15 protein-coding genes are annotated in these 15947 nt (G+C 54.0%); 14 read left to right on the top strand and 1 reads right to left on the bottom strand.

All coding sequences use genetic code 11. From position 1 onward, the window contains the following. Positions 1–28 precede the first annotated feature (28 nt). The 7 genes from H6A20_RS00180 (at position 29) to mscL (ending at position 7543) form a co-directional block, all read left to right on the top strand. Entirely contained in the window at positions 29–1324 is a 1296-nt protein-coding gene (locus H6A20_RS00180) for an ATP-binding protein (protein ID WP_204905146.1), read from the top strand. Positions 1325–1381: 57 nt separating this feature from the next. Next, positions 1382–2035, top strand: a complete 654-nt coding sequence (locus tag H6A20_RS00175) for a response regulator transcription factor (RefSeq protein WP_204905145.1) — start codon at positions 1382–1384, stop codon at positions 2033–2035. A 4-nt stretch (positions 2036–2039) separates the two neighbouring features. After that, positions 2040–2984 (top strand): sensor histidine kinase, encoded by a 945-nt coding sequence (locus tag H6A20_RS00170; protein ID WP_204905144.1) that lies wholly within the window; start codon positions 2040–2042, stop codon positions 2982–2984. Positions 2985–3084: 100 nt separating this feature from the next. Beyond that, positions 3085–3777, top strand: a complete 693-nt coding sequence (locus tag H6A20_RS00165) for an ABC transporter ATP-binding protein (RefSeq protein WP_204905143.1) — start codon at positions 3085–3087, stop codon at positions 3775–3777. 3 nt (positions 3778–3780) lie between these two features. Continuing rightward, positions 3781–6558, top strand: a complete 2778-nt coding sequence (locus H6A20_RS00160; RefSeq protein WP_204905142.1) for an ABC transporter permease — start codon at positions 3781–3783, stop codon at positions 6556–6558. A gap of 71 nt (positions 6559–6629) precedes the next feature. Next, a complete protein-coding gene (locus H6A20_RS00155) occupies positions 6630–6932 on the top strand; it encodes a type II toxin-antitoxin system RelB/DinJ family antitoxin (protein WP_204905141.1) in 303 nt (100 codons plus the stop codon). Positions 6933–7135: 203 nt separating this feature from the next. Continuing rightward, the gene (gene mscL, locus H6A20_RS00150; protein ID WP_204905140.1) at positions 7136–7543 is read left to right on the top strand and encodes a large conductance mechanosensitive channel protein MscL; all 408 of its coding nucleotides are present in this window, start codon (positions 7136–7138) and stop codon (positions 7541–7543) included. A 109-nt stretch (positions 7544–7652) separates the two neighbouring features. On the opposite strand, the gene H6A20_RS00145 is transcribed toward mscL, so the two are convergent. Next, on the bottom strand, positions 7653–8942 hold the full coding sequence (locus tag H6A20_RS00145) for an aminotransferase class V-fold PLP-dependent enzyme (protein WP_204905139.1): 1290 nt from the start codon (positions 8940–8942) through the stop codon (positions 7653–7655). A gap of 378 nt (positions 8943–9320) precedes the next feature. Between H6A20_RS00145 and H6A20_RS00140 the strand changes: the two genes are divergently transcribed. The 7 genes from H6A20_RS00140 (at position 9321) to H6A20_RS00110 (ending at position 15935) form a co-directional block, all read left to right on the top strand. After that, positions 9321–10250 (top strand): LysR family transcriptional regulator, encoded by a 930-nt coding sequence (locus H6A20_RS00140; RefSeq protein WP_338106513.1) that lies wholly within the window; start codon positions 9321–9323, stop codon positions 10248–10250. Between the two features lie 377 nt (positions 10251–10627). After that, a complete protein-coding gene (locus tag H6A20_RS00135; RefSeq protein WP_204905137.1) occupies positions 10628–11362 on the top strand; it encodes a 5-oxoprolinase subunit B family protein in 735 nt (244 codons plus the stop codon). A 1-nt stretch (position 11363) separates the two neighbouring features. Beyond that, on the top strand, positions 11364–12311 hold the full coding sequence (locus H6A20_RS00130) for a 5-oxoprolinase subunit C family protein (protein WP_204905136.1): 948 nt from the start codon (positions 11364–11366) through the stop codon (positions 12309–12311). Positions 12312–12329: 18 nt separating this feature from the next. Next, positions 12330–12764, top strand: coding sequence for an acetyl-CoA carboxylase biotin carboxyl carrier protein (gene accB / locus H6A20_RS00125; RefSeq protein WP_204905135.1), 435 nt, complete (start codon positions 12330–12332; stop codon positions 12762–12764). 13 nt (positions 12765–12777) lie between these two features. After that, positions 12778–14121, top strand: coding sequence for an acetyl-CoA carboxylase biotin carboxylase subunit (gene accC, locus H6A20_RS00120; protein ID WP_204905134.1), 1344 nt, complete (start codon positions 12778–12780; stop codon positions 14119–14121). A gap of 58 nt (positions 14122–14179) precedes the next feature. Further along, on the top strand, positions 14180–15139 hold the full coding sequence (locus tag H6A20_RS00115) for a D-2-hydroxyacid dehydrogenase (RefSeq protein WP_204905133.1): 960 nt from the start codon (positions 14180–14182) through the stop codon (positions 15137–15139). A 40-nt stretch (positions 15140–15179) separates the two neighbouring features. After that, entirely contained in the window at positions 15180–15935 is a 756-nt protein-coding gene (locus tag H6A20_RS00110) for a LamB/YcsF family protein (protein WP_204905132.1), read from the top strand. The last annotated feature ends 12 nt before the right edge of the window (positions 15936–15947 follow it).

Raw genomic sequence — 15947 nt, 5'->3', positions numbered from 1 at the left:
CAAAAATCTTTCGCAGAGAGGTTTGATGATGGAGATACGAAGAGATTTTTATTTGGATAAACTGATAAAAAGAAAGAACAATGGTTTGATCAAGGTAATTACCGGTATCCGCCGATGTGGTAAATCCTATTTACTGAATAATCTGTTTTATCATCACTTGCTGGAAAGCGGAGTCGATGCTGATCATATCATTCGCTTTGCTTTCGATTCGGCAGATGATCTTTATCTGATTGGCGAAAGCCTTATTCAGATGGAAAGGGAAAAGCGTGGAGTTGATCCTGAAAAATTCATGGCATATATCCGTTCTAAAGTCGCAGGTGAAGGAATGTATTATCTGCTGCTTGATGAAATTCAGATGTTGGATTGTTTTGAAGCTGTTCTGAATGGTTATCTCCGTAAAGATAATATGGATGTATTTGTGACCGGAAGCAACGCAAAACTTCTATCCAAAGATATAGCTACTGAGTTCGCCGGTCGTGGCGACGAGGTTCATATGTATCCACTGAGTTTTTCCGAGTTTATGACCATTTACAACGGGGATAAGTACATGGGATTGTCTGAATATATGCTATATGGCGGGATCCCTCTTGTGGTTCTTCGTGAGGAAGCAAATGATAAGGCGGTTACATTGCAGAATCTGTTCAATGAGATTTATCTTCGGGATATTACGAAACGTAACCGGGTAAAGAACATCGGGGAACTGGAAGATCTGCTGAATATTCTTTCTTCTGCCATTGGTTCGCTGACCAATCCGGAAAAATTGAAGAATACCTTCAGGACTGTAAAGAAATCCAGAATCACTTCTGCTACCATTAAAAAATACCTGGATTATTTTGAGGACTCTTTCCTGATTGAATCAGCGCAAAGATATGACATTAAAGGGAAGGCATATATTGCAACTCCTAAGAAATATTATTTTTCCGATCTTGGGCTTCGCAATGCCAGAATCAATTTCCGTCAGTTCGAGCAGACCCATTCTGTGGAGAATGTAATTTATAACGAACTGCGCATGCGCGGCTACAGCGTGGATGTAGGTGTAATACCGATTGCAGAGCGCGATCAGGACGGTAAGGTTATCCGCAAACAACTTGAAGTTGATTTTGTATGCAATCTTGGTTCTGCCAGATACTATATCCAGTCAGCATACTCGCTGCCAGATGAAGCGAAGCGTACTCAGGAAATCAGACCGTTCAGAAAAATTGATGATTCTTTCAAGAAAATCATTGTTACTAAAGACATCGTTCAGCCATATTACGATGAGTATGGTATCCTGACTGTGAACATTTATGACTTCCTTCTTGATCCGCAGATACTGGAAAAATAAGTATTTACCTGAAGTATAATGAGTCTGATTGACAGACAAAGCGAGGAGTTCATTACTATGACAATAGGCATTATTGAAGACGACCGCCTTCTGAACCAGGCATTAAATAAATTTCTGACAGACAATGGCTATGACACTGTCTGCGCGCATTCCGGCAAGGACGCTTTTGCTGCGGCCGCGGATCATCTGGATCTGTGGCTCATTGATATCGGCCTTCCGGATGGGAACGGTCTTGATCTATACCGGGAACTGACTGCTGTGAGAAAGGTCCCGGCTGTTTTTCTGACGGCAAGGGATGAGGAACGGGATATGCTGCGGGCTTTTGACATGGGAGCGGAGGACTATGTGGTAAAGCCGTTTTCCATGAAGGTGCTGCTTAAGCGGATCGAGCGGATCCTGAAAACGAACAGGGAAGGCCGCATGCTTACCTGCGGGGATATCACGCTGTATCCGGAGAAGAAGCAGGTGCTTTCCGGGGATGAAGAGATCGCTCTGACCGCAAAGGAATATCAACTGCTGGAACTGTTTATGGAGAATCAGGATCAGGTGCTGACAAAGGAAAATATCCTGGACAGGATCTGGGGGATTGACGGGGCGTTTATCGAAGAAAATACCGTGAGCGTAACCATCAGCCGGCTGAAGAAAAAGCTGGGCGAAAGACAGTCGTATATTAAGAATGTCTTCGGTCTGGGCTACCGTATGGGAGAATAGGAAAATGTATATAATAGCATGCATTGCATTTTTGACCGGACTTGCCGTGGGCGGAAGCATCCTGTATCTTCGGCAGCGGAAGCTGCGCATGGAGGAACTCGGGAAAGCGGCGGCTATGACGGAAGATATATTAGCGGACAGGAAACTGTGCGTGTCAGCTCCGGGGGATGAGCTTCTGCTGGCGCGGATTGAAAATCAGCTTGTGCGGATCCAGGAGATGCTGGACGGCAGGAGAAAAGAGGCGGAGGAAAGCAGGGATGAGATCCAGAAGCTGATCTCGGAGATCGCCCACCAGATGCGGACGCCTCTGGCCAATATTGAAAGCTACACCTGTCTTTTACGAGACGCGGCTGAAAATACAGAAGCGGGAGATGAACCTGACAAGACTGGTCAGGAACGGCAGCAGTACCTGGCCGCACTGGAAGAAAGTGAGAGGAAGCTTCATTTCCTGGTGGACAGTTTTGTGAAGATGGCCCGTCTGGAACAGCATATCATTCAGATCCGCAAAGATGAAACGGATCTGCTGAAAACGGTTCAGAACGTCTTTGGACAGATCCAGAACCGGGCGGAGGAGAAAGGGATCCGGTTCCAGATCCGTATGCCGGAGCGGGCAGTCTGCGCCCATGATCCGAACTGGCTGGGGGAAGCGCTTTTTAATATCCTTGATAATGCGGTGAAATACAGCAAACCGGGCGGCAGTATCGAGGTGACCCTGCAGCAGAACGAAATGTTTACGAAGTTTCAGGTGCGTGACCATGGCCTTGGCATCGAGGCGGGGGAAGAAAACCAGATCTTCTGGAGGTTTTACCGGGGCAGACGGGTGACTGTCCAGGAGGGCTTCGGGCTCGGCCTGTATCTTGCAAGGGAGATCATCCGTCTCCACGGAGGCTTTGTGACGGCAAAGCGGATGGAGCAGGGACTTCTGATCGAAGTGAATCTGCCTCTGTGAAGCACGCGGCGTCAGGGACGGTGAACAGTCACCATGTTGTCAGTACTTTGTAAGATTTGCTGTGTATACTGAGAAAAAAACATGAACGGGGAGATCAGCTATGGATATGGTAACGGCAGTAAATCTGAAGAAATATTATAGTACGGATACGTATGAAGTCCGCGCGCTGGACGGCGTCTCGCTGACGGCAGAGGAAGGGGAATTCCTCGCGGTGGTCGGGACTTCGGGCAGCGGCAAGACCACGCTTTTGAATATGCTGGGCGGCCTGGACGTGCCGGATTCCGGCGGGGTCTGGATCCGGGGGAGCAGTCTGAAGGATATGGACCGGGAGGAGCGTACCGTATTTCGGAGACGGAATATCGGATTTGTCTTTCAGCAGTACAATCTGATCCCGTCTCTTTCTGTGTATGAAAATATTGTCCTTCCGCTGAGGCTGGACGGACAGGGTGTGGATGAGGGACTTTTTGAAGAGATCACACATCTTCTGGGTCTTGCGGATAAGCTGGACAGGCTGCCTGGCACCCTCTCGGGCGGGCAGCAGCAGAGAGCGGCCATCGCAAGAGCCATGCTGCCACGCCCGGCTGTCCTGCTGGCCGATGAATTTACCGGCAGCCTGGATTCGGTTACCGGGATGGAAGTGACCGGACTTCTGCGATCCTGTGCGTCCCGGTTCCGTCAGACGGTGATCGCGGTCACGCATCAGGAGACGGTGGCGCAGATGGCGGACCGGATCATCCGCATTTCGGACGGGCGTATCTGCAGTGACGGCGGGGATTCCGGACAGGAGGGGTAGACGATGCGCAGAAGAGAATTTACCCCCAATGACACCCGCAGTGCAATCCGCCTTCTTTCCATTCGGTATGCTGGAACCGCCAGAGGGAGAAACCGGATTCTTCTCGGGACCGTGATCCTGTGTATCGTCGCCCTGACGATGGTGTTTGGGATCACCTGCGGGAAGATCCGGTCAGAAGAACTGAATGCCATCCGGACAGCCGGGACGGCGGCGTCCGGAGTCGTGGAAGACGGAAATGCTTCCCAGTATGCAGCGCTTAAGGCGGCAGGCTATATCAGGCAGGCCGGAAGATGCGTGACCGTGGGACCGGCGGAGACCGAAGAGACGGTGTGTTCGATCCGGTGGGCGGATGCGGACGCCTGGGAGACGCTCCTTTGCCCGGCCTATACGGAGATTCATGGAAACTACCCGGAGCAGGTACAGGAGATCATGCTGTCCGGGCGTGCGCTGAAAACCCTGGGGATTACAGATCCAGAGGAGGGAATGGAGATTTCTCTGCGGGTTTATTATGGTCTTTTTCAGAGCACAGAAGAAACATTCCGACTGAGCGGATGGTTTACCGATCACGGCGGGGAGGTTGTGCCGGGGTATGTTTCGGAGAAAAAACTGAGTGACTGGGGGATCCGGCCCGATGAAGAGGCGGACCTGATCTTCCGCCAGGCGGACCGGCTGGACTGGCAGGAAACGGAAACCCGTCTGTATGAAGATCTGCAAATGAGCGATCCGGGCCAGAAGATCACAGTAAGCGACACGGCGGCGCATCAGGCGGTGTCCGGTATGGTGGGCGGCTATGGGATGGCGGCCCTTGGAGCGGTCATCGTTTTGTGCGGCATTTTCTTTCTGTGCCACAATGTACTGCAGATTTCCATGGCGGGCGACATCCGGCAGCTAGGGCTTCTGCATACGATCGGCGCGACACAGAAGCAGCTTTCAAAGATCTATTACAGCCAGATCCGGCGGATCATAATTCCGGGTTCTGCGGCCGGAGCGGCGCTGTCCGCTGTTTTGTTGGCGGGGATCATCCCGGCAGTTCTGGGCGGGGAATATCTGGAAAAGACCGGGGGAGCGGAAGGACTGCATATTTTCCATCCGGCGATCCTTCTGCTGTCGATCCTTTTCACGGACGGGATCGTTCTGGCGGCATCCGCCGGGGTGATCAGAAGGACGGTAGGGATGTCCTGCCGGGAGAGCGTCGGATATACAGATGCGTCTGTCCGGAACAGCAGGAAACACCGGGAAAAAGACCCTGTCTTCATAAAAAAGAAACGGAGCCCTGCCGGGGAAATGCGCTATCTGGCAGGGAGAAATATTGCCGGTCACAGGAAGCGGTTCATCCTGACTGTGCTCTCCCTTTTCCTTGGGCTGGAAACATTTCTCTGGGCGGATGTGGTCACTTCAGGGAGCGATTACTCCCATGTGATCGAACAGCGCCCGGACTTCCTGATCGCCGGGCGGTTCAGTGCCTGGGGGCGCGAAAATGGATACGGAGAAGAATATAAGACGCGGGACGCCGGTCAGGATCCAATGCTGACAGGAGGAAGCTGCCTTGAACTCCTATACGATAATGATTATGACGAGTTTTCGCCGATCTCCGCCGATGTCAGAGACGAACTGATGAGTCTGGATGGAGTGAAGCCGGAAGAGTCCTATATCATGGAGGGTGCTTACCTTTATCCGGTGATTTCCAGAAAAGGGATCCGGCCCCTTGAAAAAGATAGCTCACACGAAAATGCAGATGACCATGAAATGATCGAGACGTGGTCGCCGGATGTGGTGCAGATTTTGAAAGAAGAGGAGATCCGGTCCCTGAAAAACTATGTGGAGGAAAAGAATCTCGCGGTTGATATGGATTCTTTTGAGAACGGCACGGGCGCCCTGATCCTCCATGACCATGCATTGTCCTCTGCGCAGGAAAACCTGGCGCAGGAAAGCGTGGGAGAGCCGATTTACTTTGAGACGATGCTGTCGAGAGAAGACCGGATCCGATGGAACCGCATGACAGCAAAGGAACGGACGGAGCAGGAGGAAACAGGCGATTTTCCGATGAAGCAGTCGGAAGAGTTTTCCCTGTGCGGCTATCTTGATAACCGGGCGGATGGTTTCCCGGATATCCGGCAGACCTGGCACGGAGCGGAAGGGAGCCTGTATATTCTGATCAGCGAAAAAGGATTTGCGAACATACCGACCGAAAAGAAAACGCTGTACATGGAACTGGCGGCTGATCCGGGAAAGGAGCCGGCGGTAAACGCTGCGGTCCAGAGGATCATCTCGGAAGAGAATCAGAGACGGAGCCGGATGACGGAAACATCCTTTGAGGAAGAAGAAAACGGGGAAGCCGGGATCTTCTGCATCAGTAAATCCGATCTGATGAGCGAGGTGTCTTCCTATATCCGGGGCAGCCGGATGATCCTGGGAAGCATCAGCGCCGTGCTTCTGCTGGCCGGGTTTACCAATTATTTTAATATCATGGTGACAGGCTTCCTGGCCAGGAAACGGGAACTGGATATCATGGAAAGCATCGGTATGACGCAGAGACAGAAACGGAAGCTGATCGCGGATGAAGGCGCTTATTACTGTCTGTTTACGGCCGGGCTCCTGTTGACTGCGGGGATGGCGGCATTTCTGCCGGTCCGGTATTATATGGAGCAGAAGCTTTCATATTTTGTATTTAACTGGCCGGTGCCGGAGATGCTGTTTCTGCTCGGCGGGCTGATCGTGATAAACGGGGTGACGGCGTGGTGGATGTGCAAGGTGGAGAGGGTCTGGAAAAAATTGATATGATCTAAATGCTTGCATTTGCTTGCAATTGCAAGCGATGACATATATAATATACTCAAAGGAGTGTGATTTATATGGCAAATACATCTGCAATTTACGCACGTATTGATAAAGAATTGAAAGAAAATGCGGAGGGGATCCTGTCAAAGCTTGGAATTTCTCCGTCCAGCGCTATCCAAATGCTTTACAGTCAGATTGTCCTGAGAAATGGAATGCCCTTTGATTTGCGTCTCCCGACTGGAAAACCCGTGGCTGCCGGAGGTATGAATCGTGAGCAACTGGATGCAGAACTTATGAAAGGGATGGAATCTCTGAAATCCGGAAAGACATATACGGTGGATGAGATAGATGCTGAAGGTATCATCAATGATAATTAAATAAAAGAGTCAACAAAAACTCTGACAGATTTGTAAAAGCAGGCGTCTGTATTTTGCTGATTTTTGTATGCTTAATAATGTAAAAAAATGTTGTTTTTTTAACAACTTTGCGGTATAGTGGTATGCGGACTGAGCGAGAGTATACATACGCATAAGGAATATAGACAAATTAGTATAATATATAAGGAAGAAAGAGGAGAAAAATGAAGAAATTTATTGAAGAGTTCAAGACCTTTGCCCTGCGCGGCAACATGATGGACATGGCAGTCGGTGTTCTTATCGGAGGTGCTTTCTCCGGAATCGTTTCATCGCTGACAGATAACTTTATCAACCCGCTCCTGAATGTCTGCACAGGCGGACAGATGTACACCCTGCAGGATGTGGCCGGATTCGCTTCCGCGTTTATCTCATCCCTGTTCAACTTCTTTATCATGGCATTCGTTCTGTTCTGCCTGCTTAAAGGTGTGAACAAGCTGGTGTCTCTTGGCAAGAAGGAGGAGCCCGCAGCTCCCACGACAAAGAAGTGCCCCTTCTGCATGAGCGAGATCGACATCGCAGCGACGCGCTGCCCGCATTGCACATCCGAGATTCCGGAAGAGGCAGAGGCGTAAGACAGATTTAAGAAGCAAAATACATAAAAAGGAAAAGCCGCAGATGGTTTCACCCACCTGCGGCTTTTCCTTTTGTATATCATGAAATGAGTAAAGAGTGGAGCGTATGTTAGTTTCCGACTGCCTCGGAGATCTCCTTTGTGATCTTCAGGAACTTGTCGATGTCCTCTGTGCCGTGGCAGTGGAGCGGGGATACGCGGATCGCGCCCGGGATGCCGAGTGTATCTACGATGCGTTTGGAGTAGATGCTGCTCCGCACGCGCTCAAAGACGGTGACGCCGCGCTTCATGTATTCGATCACGCACTCCGGATAGTCGATGCCCTTGATGCCCATGGCGATGATCAGATCCTTCCATGTCAGATCCTCCATGTCTGCGTACACTTCCACGCCAGGGATGTGGCGCAGGCCCGGTACTTCCGGCGTGCCTTCCAGCATGCGGTACAGGAGCGCTCTCTCCTGCATGTGGATCCGGTTCATGCCCTCCACAAACAGTTCACGCTTGTCCTGGCTGTGGATGAAATGTTCGCCGATGGAGCACACATAGTCGATGACAGCCATCATGGCTGCAAAGTTGCCGGGGGTCGGTGTCCCCAGAGCCCATACGTTGGCGTCTTTCAGGGTCAGTTTGTGATGCATCATGGTCGATACGCGGTCAGATACATAGGCGAATCCGCATCCTCTCACGCCGAAGAACTTGTAGGGGGCAATGTTGGAAGCGTCCACGCCCCAGTCCTCTACGTCCACTACTGCGTGGGGGGCGTGCTGTACTGCGTCGGAGATCACATAGATCTCGGGATTGACTTCCTTTACCCGGCGGACAAGCTCTTTGATATCCATGATGTTGCCGGAGATATTGGAAGCTGCCATGATGCTGACAAGGCAGGTATCCTTATCTACGTATTTCATGACTTCGTCTACATCGATGCCGCCGGTCTTCGGATTGGCCGGAACCTCGCGGAACTCCCTGCCTGTCTTTGCGCAGGCGTACTCAACCGCGTCGTGGGCGGAAGGATGCTCCAGGCAGGATGTGACGGCGTTTTTACCCCATTTGATATTCTCCAGGATCACGTCTACGATCTGGAACATTGTCTGGGAAGCGGAGAGCTCTGTCACGAGAGCGCCGCTCTTTGCGCCAAAGATGACCTCCAGGATCTCCTTTGTGCCCTCGGACACGTAGTGGGCCAGCTTCAGGCCTCTCGCGTAGTTCCGCTCCGGGCAGTCCGGGAACTGCTCGCAGGCTGCTTTCGCCTCGACGGCAGCGCGCAGCCGGAGAGATCCGCCGGAGTTCTCAAAGAAGAGGCGGGGGCCGTAGAGCGGGTCCGTGTCCGCGTAGCAGAACTGTGATTTCAGATGTTTCTGATATTCCTCGGGGAATAACATTCCATGTTCTGTGTTCATAAGTTTCTCCTCCTTCTGTCAGGAATTTACCATCGTTTTTAGCTTGGCCTTATAATAACATGCACAGAAGAAATTGTGAAATGAAGAATTTCATTGTATAATATTAATATATTTTATATATGATGACAGGTTGCAAAAGCCGTGCGCTTCATGTTTACATGAAAGCGCATGGCCTTGGCAACCGCGAAAATATGAGAAAGAAGCCCGGCAGGGCGGATTTCGAATATTTTCAGGATTTCGGGAGCGCAAAGCGCGGAGAAATCCGTGTCATCATATAAAAATAGATGGAGGGCGCAGGATTTCGGGAGCGCGAAGCGCGGAGAAATCCGTGTCGTCATATATAGTAGAGAAAATATAAGAAAGAAGCCCGGTAGGGCGATGGGAGACCAGATGAACATAGCAGAGATTGAGACATTTTTGATGATCGTAAAAACAAAAAACATAAGCAAGACAGCGGAGAACCTGTTTCTCTCCCAGCCGACGGTGAGCCACCGTCTGAAATCCCTGGAGGAGGAGCTGGACGTCAAGCTCATCACAAGGAAGAAAGGCTACAAGCAGATCGAGCTCACGAGCCAGGGAGAGGAGTTCATCCCCATCGCGGAGCGCTGGGTCTCCATCTGGAGGGAGATGCAGCTTCTGAAGCACCGGGAGGACAGGCTCTACCTCACGATCGGGTGCACGGATACGATGAATGCGGTCCTCATGGATCTGTACAGGCAGATCTTAAAGGAGAGCGACCCGGCCATGAACCTTCACACGGAGACGCACTACTCCTATGAGCTGTACAGCATGCTGGAGAACCACGAGATCGACATCGGGTTTGTCTACCACCACCTCCACTTCAAGAATATCATCGCGGAGCCGGTGCTGCGGGAAAAGATGTACATCGTACAGCCCCGGGACGCCAGGATCAAGAAGCTCTCGATCCACACGGACGAGCTGGACCCGTCGGAGGAGATCTTCCTGAGCTGGGACGGCAACTTCCGCATCTGGCATGACCAGAGGATCGGCCGGGGCGAGCAGCCCAAGGTGTGGGTGGACAGCTTTACCCTTCTTTATAATATGCTGGACGAGGACGGCGTGTGGGCCATCATGCCGGCGTCGGTGGCAGACCAGATCTCACAGTTGAAGCCGATCTACATCAGCAGGATCGAGAACGACGTCCCGCCGCCGGAGCGGACAATCTACCGGATACGCCACAGGTATCCAAATGAGGCCACCCAGAAGGCGGTGCAGATCTTTGAGGAGAAGCTGGAGAAGTACCTGGAGGCGAGGAACTGGGGCGAGCTGGAGAAGAGGAAGCGATAGATATAAGATATAGAAACAATGAATATTTGTTACTGAAATAATTCATAACCGGGAAATGGCAGGCGCGCGGGCGCGGAACCGCGCGCTGTTTTTTTGCCTGCGGCATGTTTTTGGGAGAAATGATAGAAAACGCGGACGATATCGTCCAAATAGAGGAGAAAAGGGGAGCGCTGTGCATATGTCCCGGGAATTTGCCTGACAACAGGGGCGTAAAATAGAAAATGTTAATATATGATAGAGAAATTATTTGTTTTTCTCATAAAAAACCGTGTGCTATACTGGCTGTAATCAATAAAGAAACGTAAATTTTTTGAGCGTTAGATAGTAAAAACGCACAAAAACGAAAGAAAACAAAATGAGTGAAAGGAGTGAAGGGCATGGAGGCACAATTCCTGACAGGCGGAGATGAGTCTTTGTATGTAAAACTTGGAGATGAGATCAGCCTGGAAGTCAATGGAAGGGTAAAAAGCCTGATGCAGAAACTGGAGGCGGATCCCGTGGACGGCATCGCGGAGATGGTTCCCACCTACGCTACGCTGATGATCCACTACAGACCGGAGAAGATCCTCTACGGCCAGTTGGTGGAAGAGGTAAAGAAGAGACTCAGTGAGACGGGCGGGGAGAAGGAGGAAGTATCCCAGATCGTGAAGGTGCTCCCCATCTGCTACGACAGGGAGTTCGCGTGGGATCTGGACGAGTGCGCGGCATTCGAGAACGTGTCCGTGGAGGAGTTCATCCGCATGCATTCCTCCCATGAGTATTACGCATACATGCTGGGCGTGGCGCCCGGACATGCATACATGGCGAGATTTGAGGAGCCGTTCCACTTTAAGAGAAGGACGGAGCCGAGGGTGCACATCAACGGCCGCTCCATCGTGGCGGCGGAGAACCAGTCCAACCTGATCCCCTTCGATCAGCCCTGCGGCTGGAACATCGTGGCCGGCACCCCCTGCAACATCTGCGACTACTCCAAGGAGGAGCCCTTCCTTGTGAACGCAGGCGACTGGGTGAAGTACCAGCCGGTCAGCCGGAAGGAGTACGACCAGATCCGGGCGGACGTGGAGAAAGGAACTTATAAACTGGAGACATATGTGAAGAAGGCGGTGAAATAGTATGGGAATTATCGTGGAAAATCCGGGCATACAGACCACCGTGCAGGACGAGGGGCGCTTCGGGTACCAGCAGTTCGGCGTATCGCCGGCAGGGCCCATGGACACCCAGTCCTTCTATCTGGCGAATATACTGGCAGGAAACAAGAGAGGCGAGAGCGCGCTGGAGATCACCTTCATGGGGCCTTCGCTGAAGTTTGAGAAAGATAACATCATCGCTGTCACGGGAGCGGACGTATCCCCCACCGTGGACGGCGCCCCCATCCCCATGTACCAGGCAGTCCTGGTCCGCGCGGGATCGACCCTAGCCTTCGGCGTAGCCAGCGGCGGAAGCCGCGCCTATATTGCCTTTACCGGCGGCCTGGACGTGCCGGTCGTCATGGGCAGCAAGGCGACGCTGATGCGCAATAAGCTGGGCGGCGTAGAGGGACGCAAGCTGGAGAAGGGAGACCGGATCGGCTTCTGCAACCCGAAGACAAGCCTCCCGAAGATGGAGCTGCGCAGGCTGGAGCCGGAGAAATTCCCGGAGAAGGAGATCACCCTCCGGGTTGTGACGGGCCCCCAGGACAGCGCATTTACGGAAGAAGAAGTGAGAAAATTTTTCTGGTACGGGGCCACGGTCACCAATGAGTCGGACCGCATGGGCATCCGCCTGGAGCGGGAGGAGCCCCTGCATCACATCAAGGACGGCAACATCCTGACAGACGGCGTGGCCTTCGGTTCCATCCAGGTGCCCACCAACGGGCAGGTCATCATTATGATGGCGGACCGGCAGACGACGGGCGGCTACACGAAGATCGGCACAGTCATCTCTGTGGACCTGCCGAAGCTGGCACAGGCGCAGCCCGGATACAGGGTTCACTTTGTGCGGGTCGGCATCCAGCTGGCGCAGGAGCTGTACCTGCGGAAGCAGAAGGAGCTGAAGGGCCTGGAGCGGTACCTGGGACAGTAGGAAAAGGAGGGGGAAGCGATGAAACTGGAAAAGATCAAAGAACTCCTCCATGAAGTGGACGCATCCGGCGTGACGGAGCTCGAGGTGCAGGACGGCGCCTTCCGCCTGACGATCCGGAAAGCGGCCGCCCCGGGCGCACCCCTTCCGGCGGCGCCGGCGCAGGCAGAAGCGCCTGCACAGGACGCGCAGGTGAGGGAAGAGGTGTCCATCCAGGAGGGAACCATCATCCGCTCGCCGCTGGTCGGCATCTTCCATGCTTCGGACAAGGAGGGGAGTGAGCCCCTCGTGACAGTCGGGAGCAGGGTGCAGCAGGGCCAGGTGCTGGGCGCGATCGAGGCCATGAAGATGATGAACGATGTGGCGGCGGCATGCGACGGCGTTGTGTCGGAGATCCTGGTCAGAGACGGGGATCTGGTGGAATACGCGCAGCCGCTTTTCGTGATCGAAGGATAAGAAGGAGCGGGCTATGTTTCGGAAAATACTGATTGCAAACCGGGGAGAGATCGCCGTGCGGGTCATCCGGGCCTGCCGGGAGATGGGCATCCGGACCGTGGCAGTGTACTCGGAGGCGGACGCGGACGCCATGCATGTGAGGCTTGCGGATGAGGCCGTCTGTATCGGGGCGGCGGCCCCGTCGGCCAGCTATCTCGACATGGACCGGCTGATCAGCACGGCCCTTGCCACAAAAGCGGAGGCCATCCATCCGGGGTTTGGCTTTCTCTCTGAGAACGCGCAGTTTGCAGATAAATGTGAGGAGTACGGCATTACCTTTATCGGTCCGTCCGGCGCCCTGATCGAGAAGATGGGGAATAAATCCGAGGCCAGGCGGACCATGAAGGCGGCCGGCATCCCGGTGGTGCCGGGGACGGACCTCCCGGTCTACGAGGAGGAGGAAGCCCTGGCGGAGGCGGAGAAGATCGGCTTTCCCGTGATGATCAAGGCATCGGCCGGAGGCGGCGGAAAGGGCATGCGTCTTGCCTGGAACAGGCAGGAGTTCCCGGGCCTCTTCCATGCGGCGAAGCAGGAGGCGGTGAACGCCTTCGGGGACGGCAGCATGTACCTGGAGCGGTACGTCCAGTCCCCCAGACATATCGAAGTGCAGATCATGGCGGACAGGTTCGGACATGTGGTGCACTTAGGAGAGCGGGACTGCTCCGTCCAGAGACGGCACCAGAAGATGATCGAGGAGTCGCCCTGCGCCTTCATCACGCCGGCCCTGCGGGAGGAGATATGCGCCACAGCCGTGGCGGCGGCCAGGGCGGTGGGCTATGAGAATGCCGGGACCATCGAGTTCCTGCTGGACCAGTCGGGCGAGTTTTTCTTCATGGAGATGAACACCCGGATCCAGGTGGAGCATCCGGTCAGCGAGCTGGTCTCCGGCGTGGACCTGATCCGGGAACAGATCAGCGCGGCGGCAGGACTTCCCTTAAGCGTCTCGCAGGAGGACATCGTCTTCCGGGGACACGCCCTGGAGTGCAGGATCAACGCGGAGGATCCGCTCCACGGATTCATGCCCTGCCCGGGAAAGATCGAGAAGGCGCACCTGCCGGGAGGAGCGGGGATCCGAATGGATACAGCCATCTATCCGGGCTACACCATCCCGCCCTACTATGACTCCATGATCGTGAAGATCATCGCCTACGACAGGGACCGCATGAGCGCCATCCGCAAGATGATCGGCACCTTGGGCGAGCTGCGGATCAAGGGCGTGACGACGAACCTGGATTTCCTCTACGACGTGCTCAACCATCCGGATTTCCAGAGCGGCATGTTCAGCACGGATTTTATAGACAGGCACTATGAACTGTAGTGAGTTTTATATACAGACACCCATCAACCAAGCAGAAAGAAGAAAGGAAGAAATGAGTATGAAGATCGTAGTATTAGACGGCTACACATTAAATCCCGGAGACATCTCCTGGGAGGGCATGGAGGCGTTCGGAGAGCTGACTGTGTACGACCGGACAAAAGCCGAGGACGTGGTGGCCCGCATCGGCGACGCGGAGGTTGTCTACACGAACAAGACCCCCATCACAAGAGAGACGCTGGACGCATGCCCGAATGTGAAATTCATCGGCGTGCTGGCCACGGGCTACAACATCGTGGACATCGCGGCGGCCAAGGAAAAAGGCATCCCGGTATCCAACATCCCGACCTACGGGACGGCGGCTGTCTCCCAGTTTGCCATCGGACTTCTCCTGGAGCTGTGCCACCACATCGGCGAGCACTCCGACGCGGTGAAGGCAGGCGAGTGGACGAGCAATCCGGACTGGTGCTTCTGGAAATATCCTCTCGTGGAGCTGGACGGCAAGACAATGGGCATCATCGGCTTCGGCCGCATCGGGCAGGACACGGGCAAGATCGCCCAGGCCCTTGGCATGAAGGTGCTGGCTTACGACGCGTTCAAACGCCCGGAGCTGGAGACAGAGACATGCCACTACGTGGATCTGGACACACTCCTTGCAGAGTCTGACGTGATCGCCCTGCACTGCCCGCTCTTCCCGGATACGGAAGGCATCATCAACAAGGACACCATCGCAAAGATGAAGGACGGCGTCATGATCATCAACAACTCCAGAGGACCGCTCGTGGTGGAGCAGGATCTGCGCGACGCACTGGACAGCGGAAAAGTGGCGGGAGCCGCGGTGGACGTGGTCTCCACAGAGCCCATCCGGATGGACAATCCGCTCATCGGCGCGAAGAATGTGATCATCACGCCCCACATTTCCTGGGCCCCGAAGGAGTCAAGGCAGAGGCTGATGAACATTGCGGTGGACAATCTGAAATGCTATGTAGAAGGCAAACCACAGAACGTGGTCAATGCATAAATCAATCACAAAAATCACAAAAAGAAAGGGTGGAAAAACTATGTATCAGGTGGATTTGAACAGTGACATGGGCGAGAGCTTCGGCGCGTACAAGCTGGGCGGAGACGAAGAGATCATCAAGTACGTGACAACTGCCAACGTGGCATGCGGCTGGCACGCAGGCGACCCCATGGTCATGGACAGGACGGTCCGCATGGCCAGCGAGAGAGGCGTCATGGTAGGCGCGCATCCGGGCTATCCGGATCTGATGGGATTCGGCCGCAGGAAAATGGTGCTGGCGCCCGCTGAGATCAAGAACTACGTGAAGTATCAGATCGGCGCGCTCTCTGCATTCACAAAGACCTACGGCATGAAGCTGCAGCACGTGGCGCCCCACGGCTCCATGGGCAACCAGTGCCAGTATGACGAGGAGGTATCCACAGCCATCGTGGACGCCATCTGCGAGGTGGACAAGGACCTCATCGTGTACTACTGCGCAGGCGCTGTCCTGGGACAGATCGCCGAGAGCAGGGGACTTCGCACCGCGTCCGAGATCTTCGCGGACCGGGCCTACATGGACGATCTCTCCTTGGTTCCGAGGAAGATGGAGGGCTCCATGATCACAGACGAGAACATCGCCATCGACAGATGCGTGCGCATGATCAAGGAGGGCAAAGTGACGTCCATCAACGGAAAAGAGCTGGACATCAAGGGCGACACGCTCTGCGTGCACGGCGACGGCCCGAAGGCCCTGGCGTTTGTACAGAGGATCCGCGAGAGATTCGCGCAGGAGGGAATTGAGATCAGACATCTCTAAACTACGTATCGT

The sequence above is a fragment of the Mordavella massiliensis genome, from assembly GCF_016901695.1.
In the GTDB taxonomy this organism is placed as follows: domain Bacteria; phylum Bacillota; class Clostridia; order Lachnospirales; family Lachnospiraceae; genus Claveliimonas; species Claveliimonas massiliensis_A.
The sequence above is the reverse complement of the archived record's forward strand: the minus strand, read 5'-3'. Positions and strand labels throughout refer to the sequence as shown.

Excerpts from the sequence above, each read along its gene's own strand:
- H6A20_RS00180 (WP_204905146.1), top strand. The coding sequence starts at position 29 with ATGGAGATACGAAGAGATTTTTATTTGGATAAACTGATAAAAAGAAAG.
- H6A20_RS00175 (WP_204905145.1), top strand. The coding sequence starts at position 1,382 with ATGACAATAGGCATTATTGAAGACGACCGCCTTCTGAACCAGGCATTA.
- H6A20_RS00170 (WP_204905144.1), top strand. The coding sequence starts at position 2,040 with ATGTATATAATAGCATGCATTGCATTTTTGACCGGACTTGCCGTGGGC.
- H6A20_RS00165 (WP_204905143.1), top strand. The coding sequence starts at position 3,085 with ATGGATATGGTAACGGCAGTAAATCTGAAGAAATATTATAGTACGGAT.
- H6A20_RS00160 (WP_204905142.1), top strand. The coding sequence starts at position 3,781 with ATGCGCAGAAGAGAATTTACCCCCAATGACACCCGCAGTGCAATCCGC.
- H6A20_RS00155 (WP_204905141.1), top strand. The coding sequence starts at position 6,630 with ATGGCAAATACATCTGCAATTTACGCACGTATTGATAAAGAATTGAAA.
- mscL (WP_204905140.1), top strand. The coding sequence starts at position 7,136 with ATGAAGAAATTTATTGAAGAGTTCAAGACCTTTGCCCTGCGCGGCAAC.
- H6A20_RS00145 (WP_204905139.1), bottom strand. The coding sequence starts at position 8,942 with ATGAACACAGAACATGGAATGTTATTCCCCGAGGAATATCAGAAACAT.
- H6A20_RS00140 (WP_338106513.1), top strand. The coding sequence starts at position 9,321 with ATGGGAGACCAGATGAACATAGCAGAGATTGAGACATTTTTGATGATC.
- H6A20_RS00135 (WP_204905137.1), top strand. The coding sequence starts at position 10,628 with ATGGAGGCACAATTCCTGACAGGCGGAGATGAGTCTTTGTATGTAAAA.
- H6A20_RS00130 (WP_204905136.1), top strand. The coding sequence starts at position 11,364 with ATGGGAATTATCGTGGAAAATCCGGGCATACAGACCACCGTGCAGGAC.
- accB (WP_204905135.1), top strand. The coding sequence starts at position 12,330 with ATGAAACTGGAAAAGATCAAAGAACTCCTCCATGAAGTGGACGCATCC.
- accC (WP_204905134.1), top strand. The coding sequence starts at position 12,778 with ATGTTTCGGAAAATACTGATTGCAAACCGGGGAGAGATCGCCGTGCGG.
- H6A20_RS00115 (WP_204905133.1), top strand. The coding sequence starts at position 14,180 with ATGAAGATCGTAGTATTAGACGGCTACACATTAAATCCCGGAGACATC.
- H6A20_RS00110 (WP_204905132.1), top strand. The coding sequence starts at position 15,180 with ATGTATCAGGTGGATTTGAACAGTGACATGGGCGAGAGCTTCGGCGCG.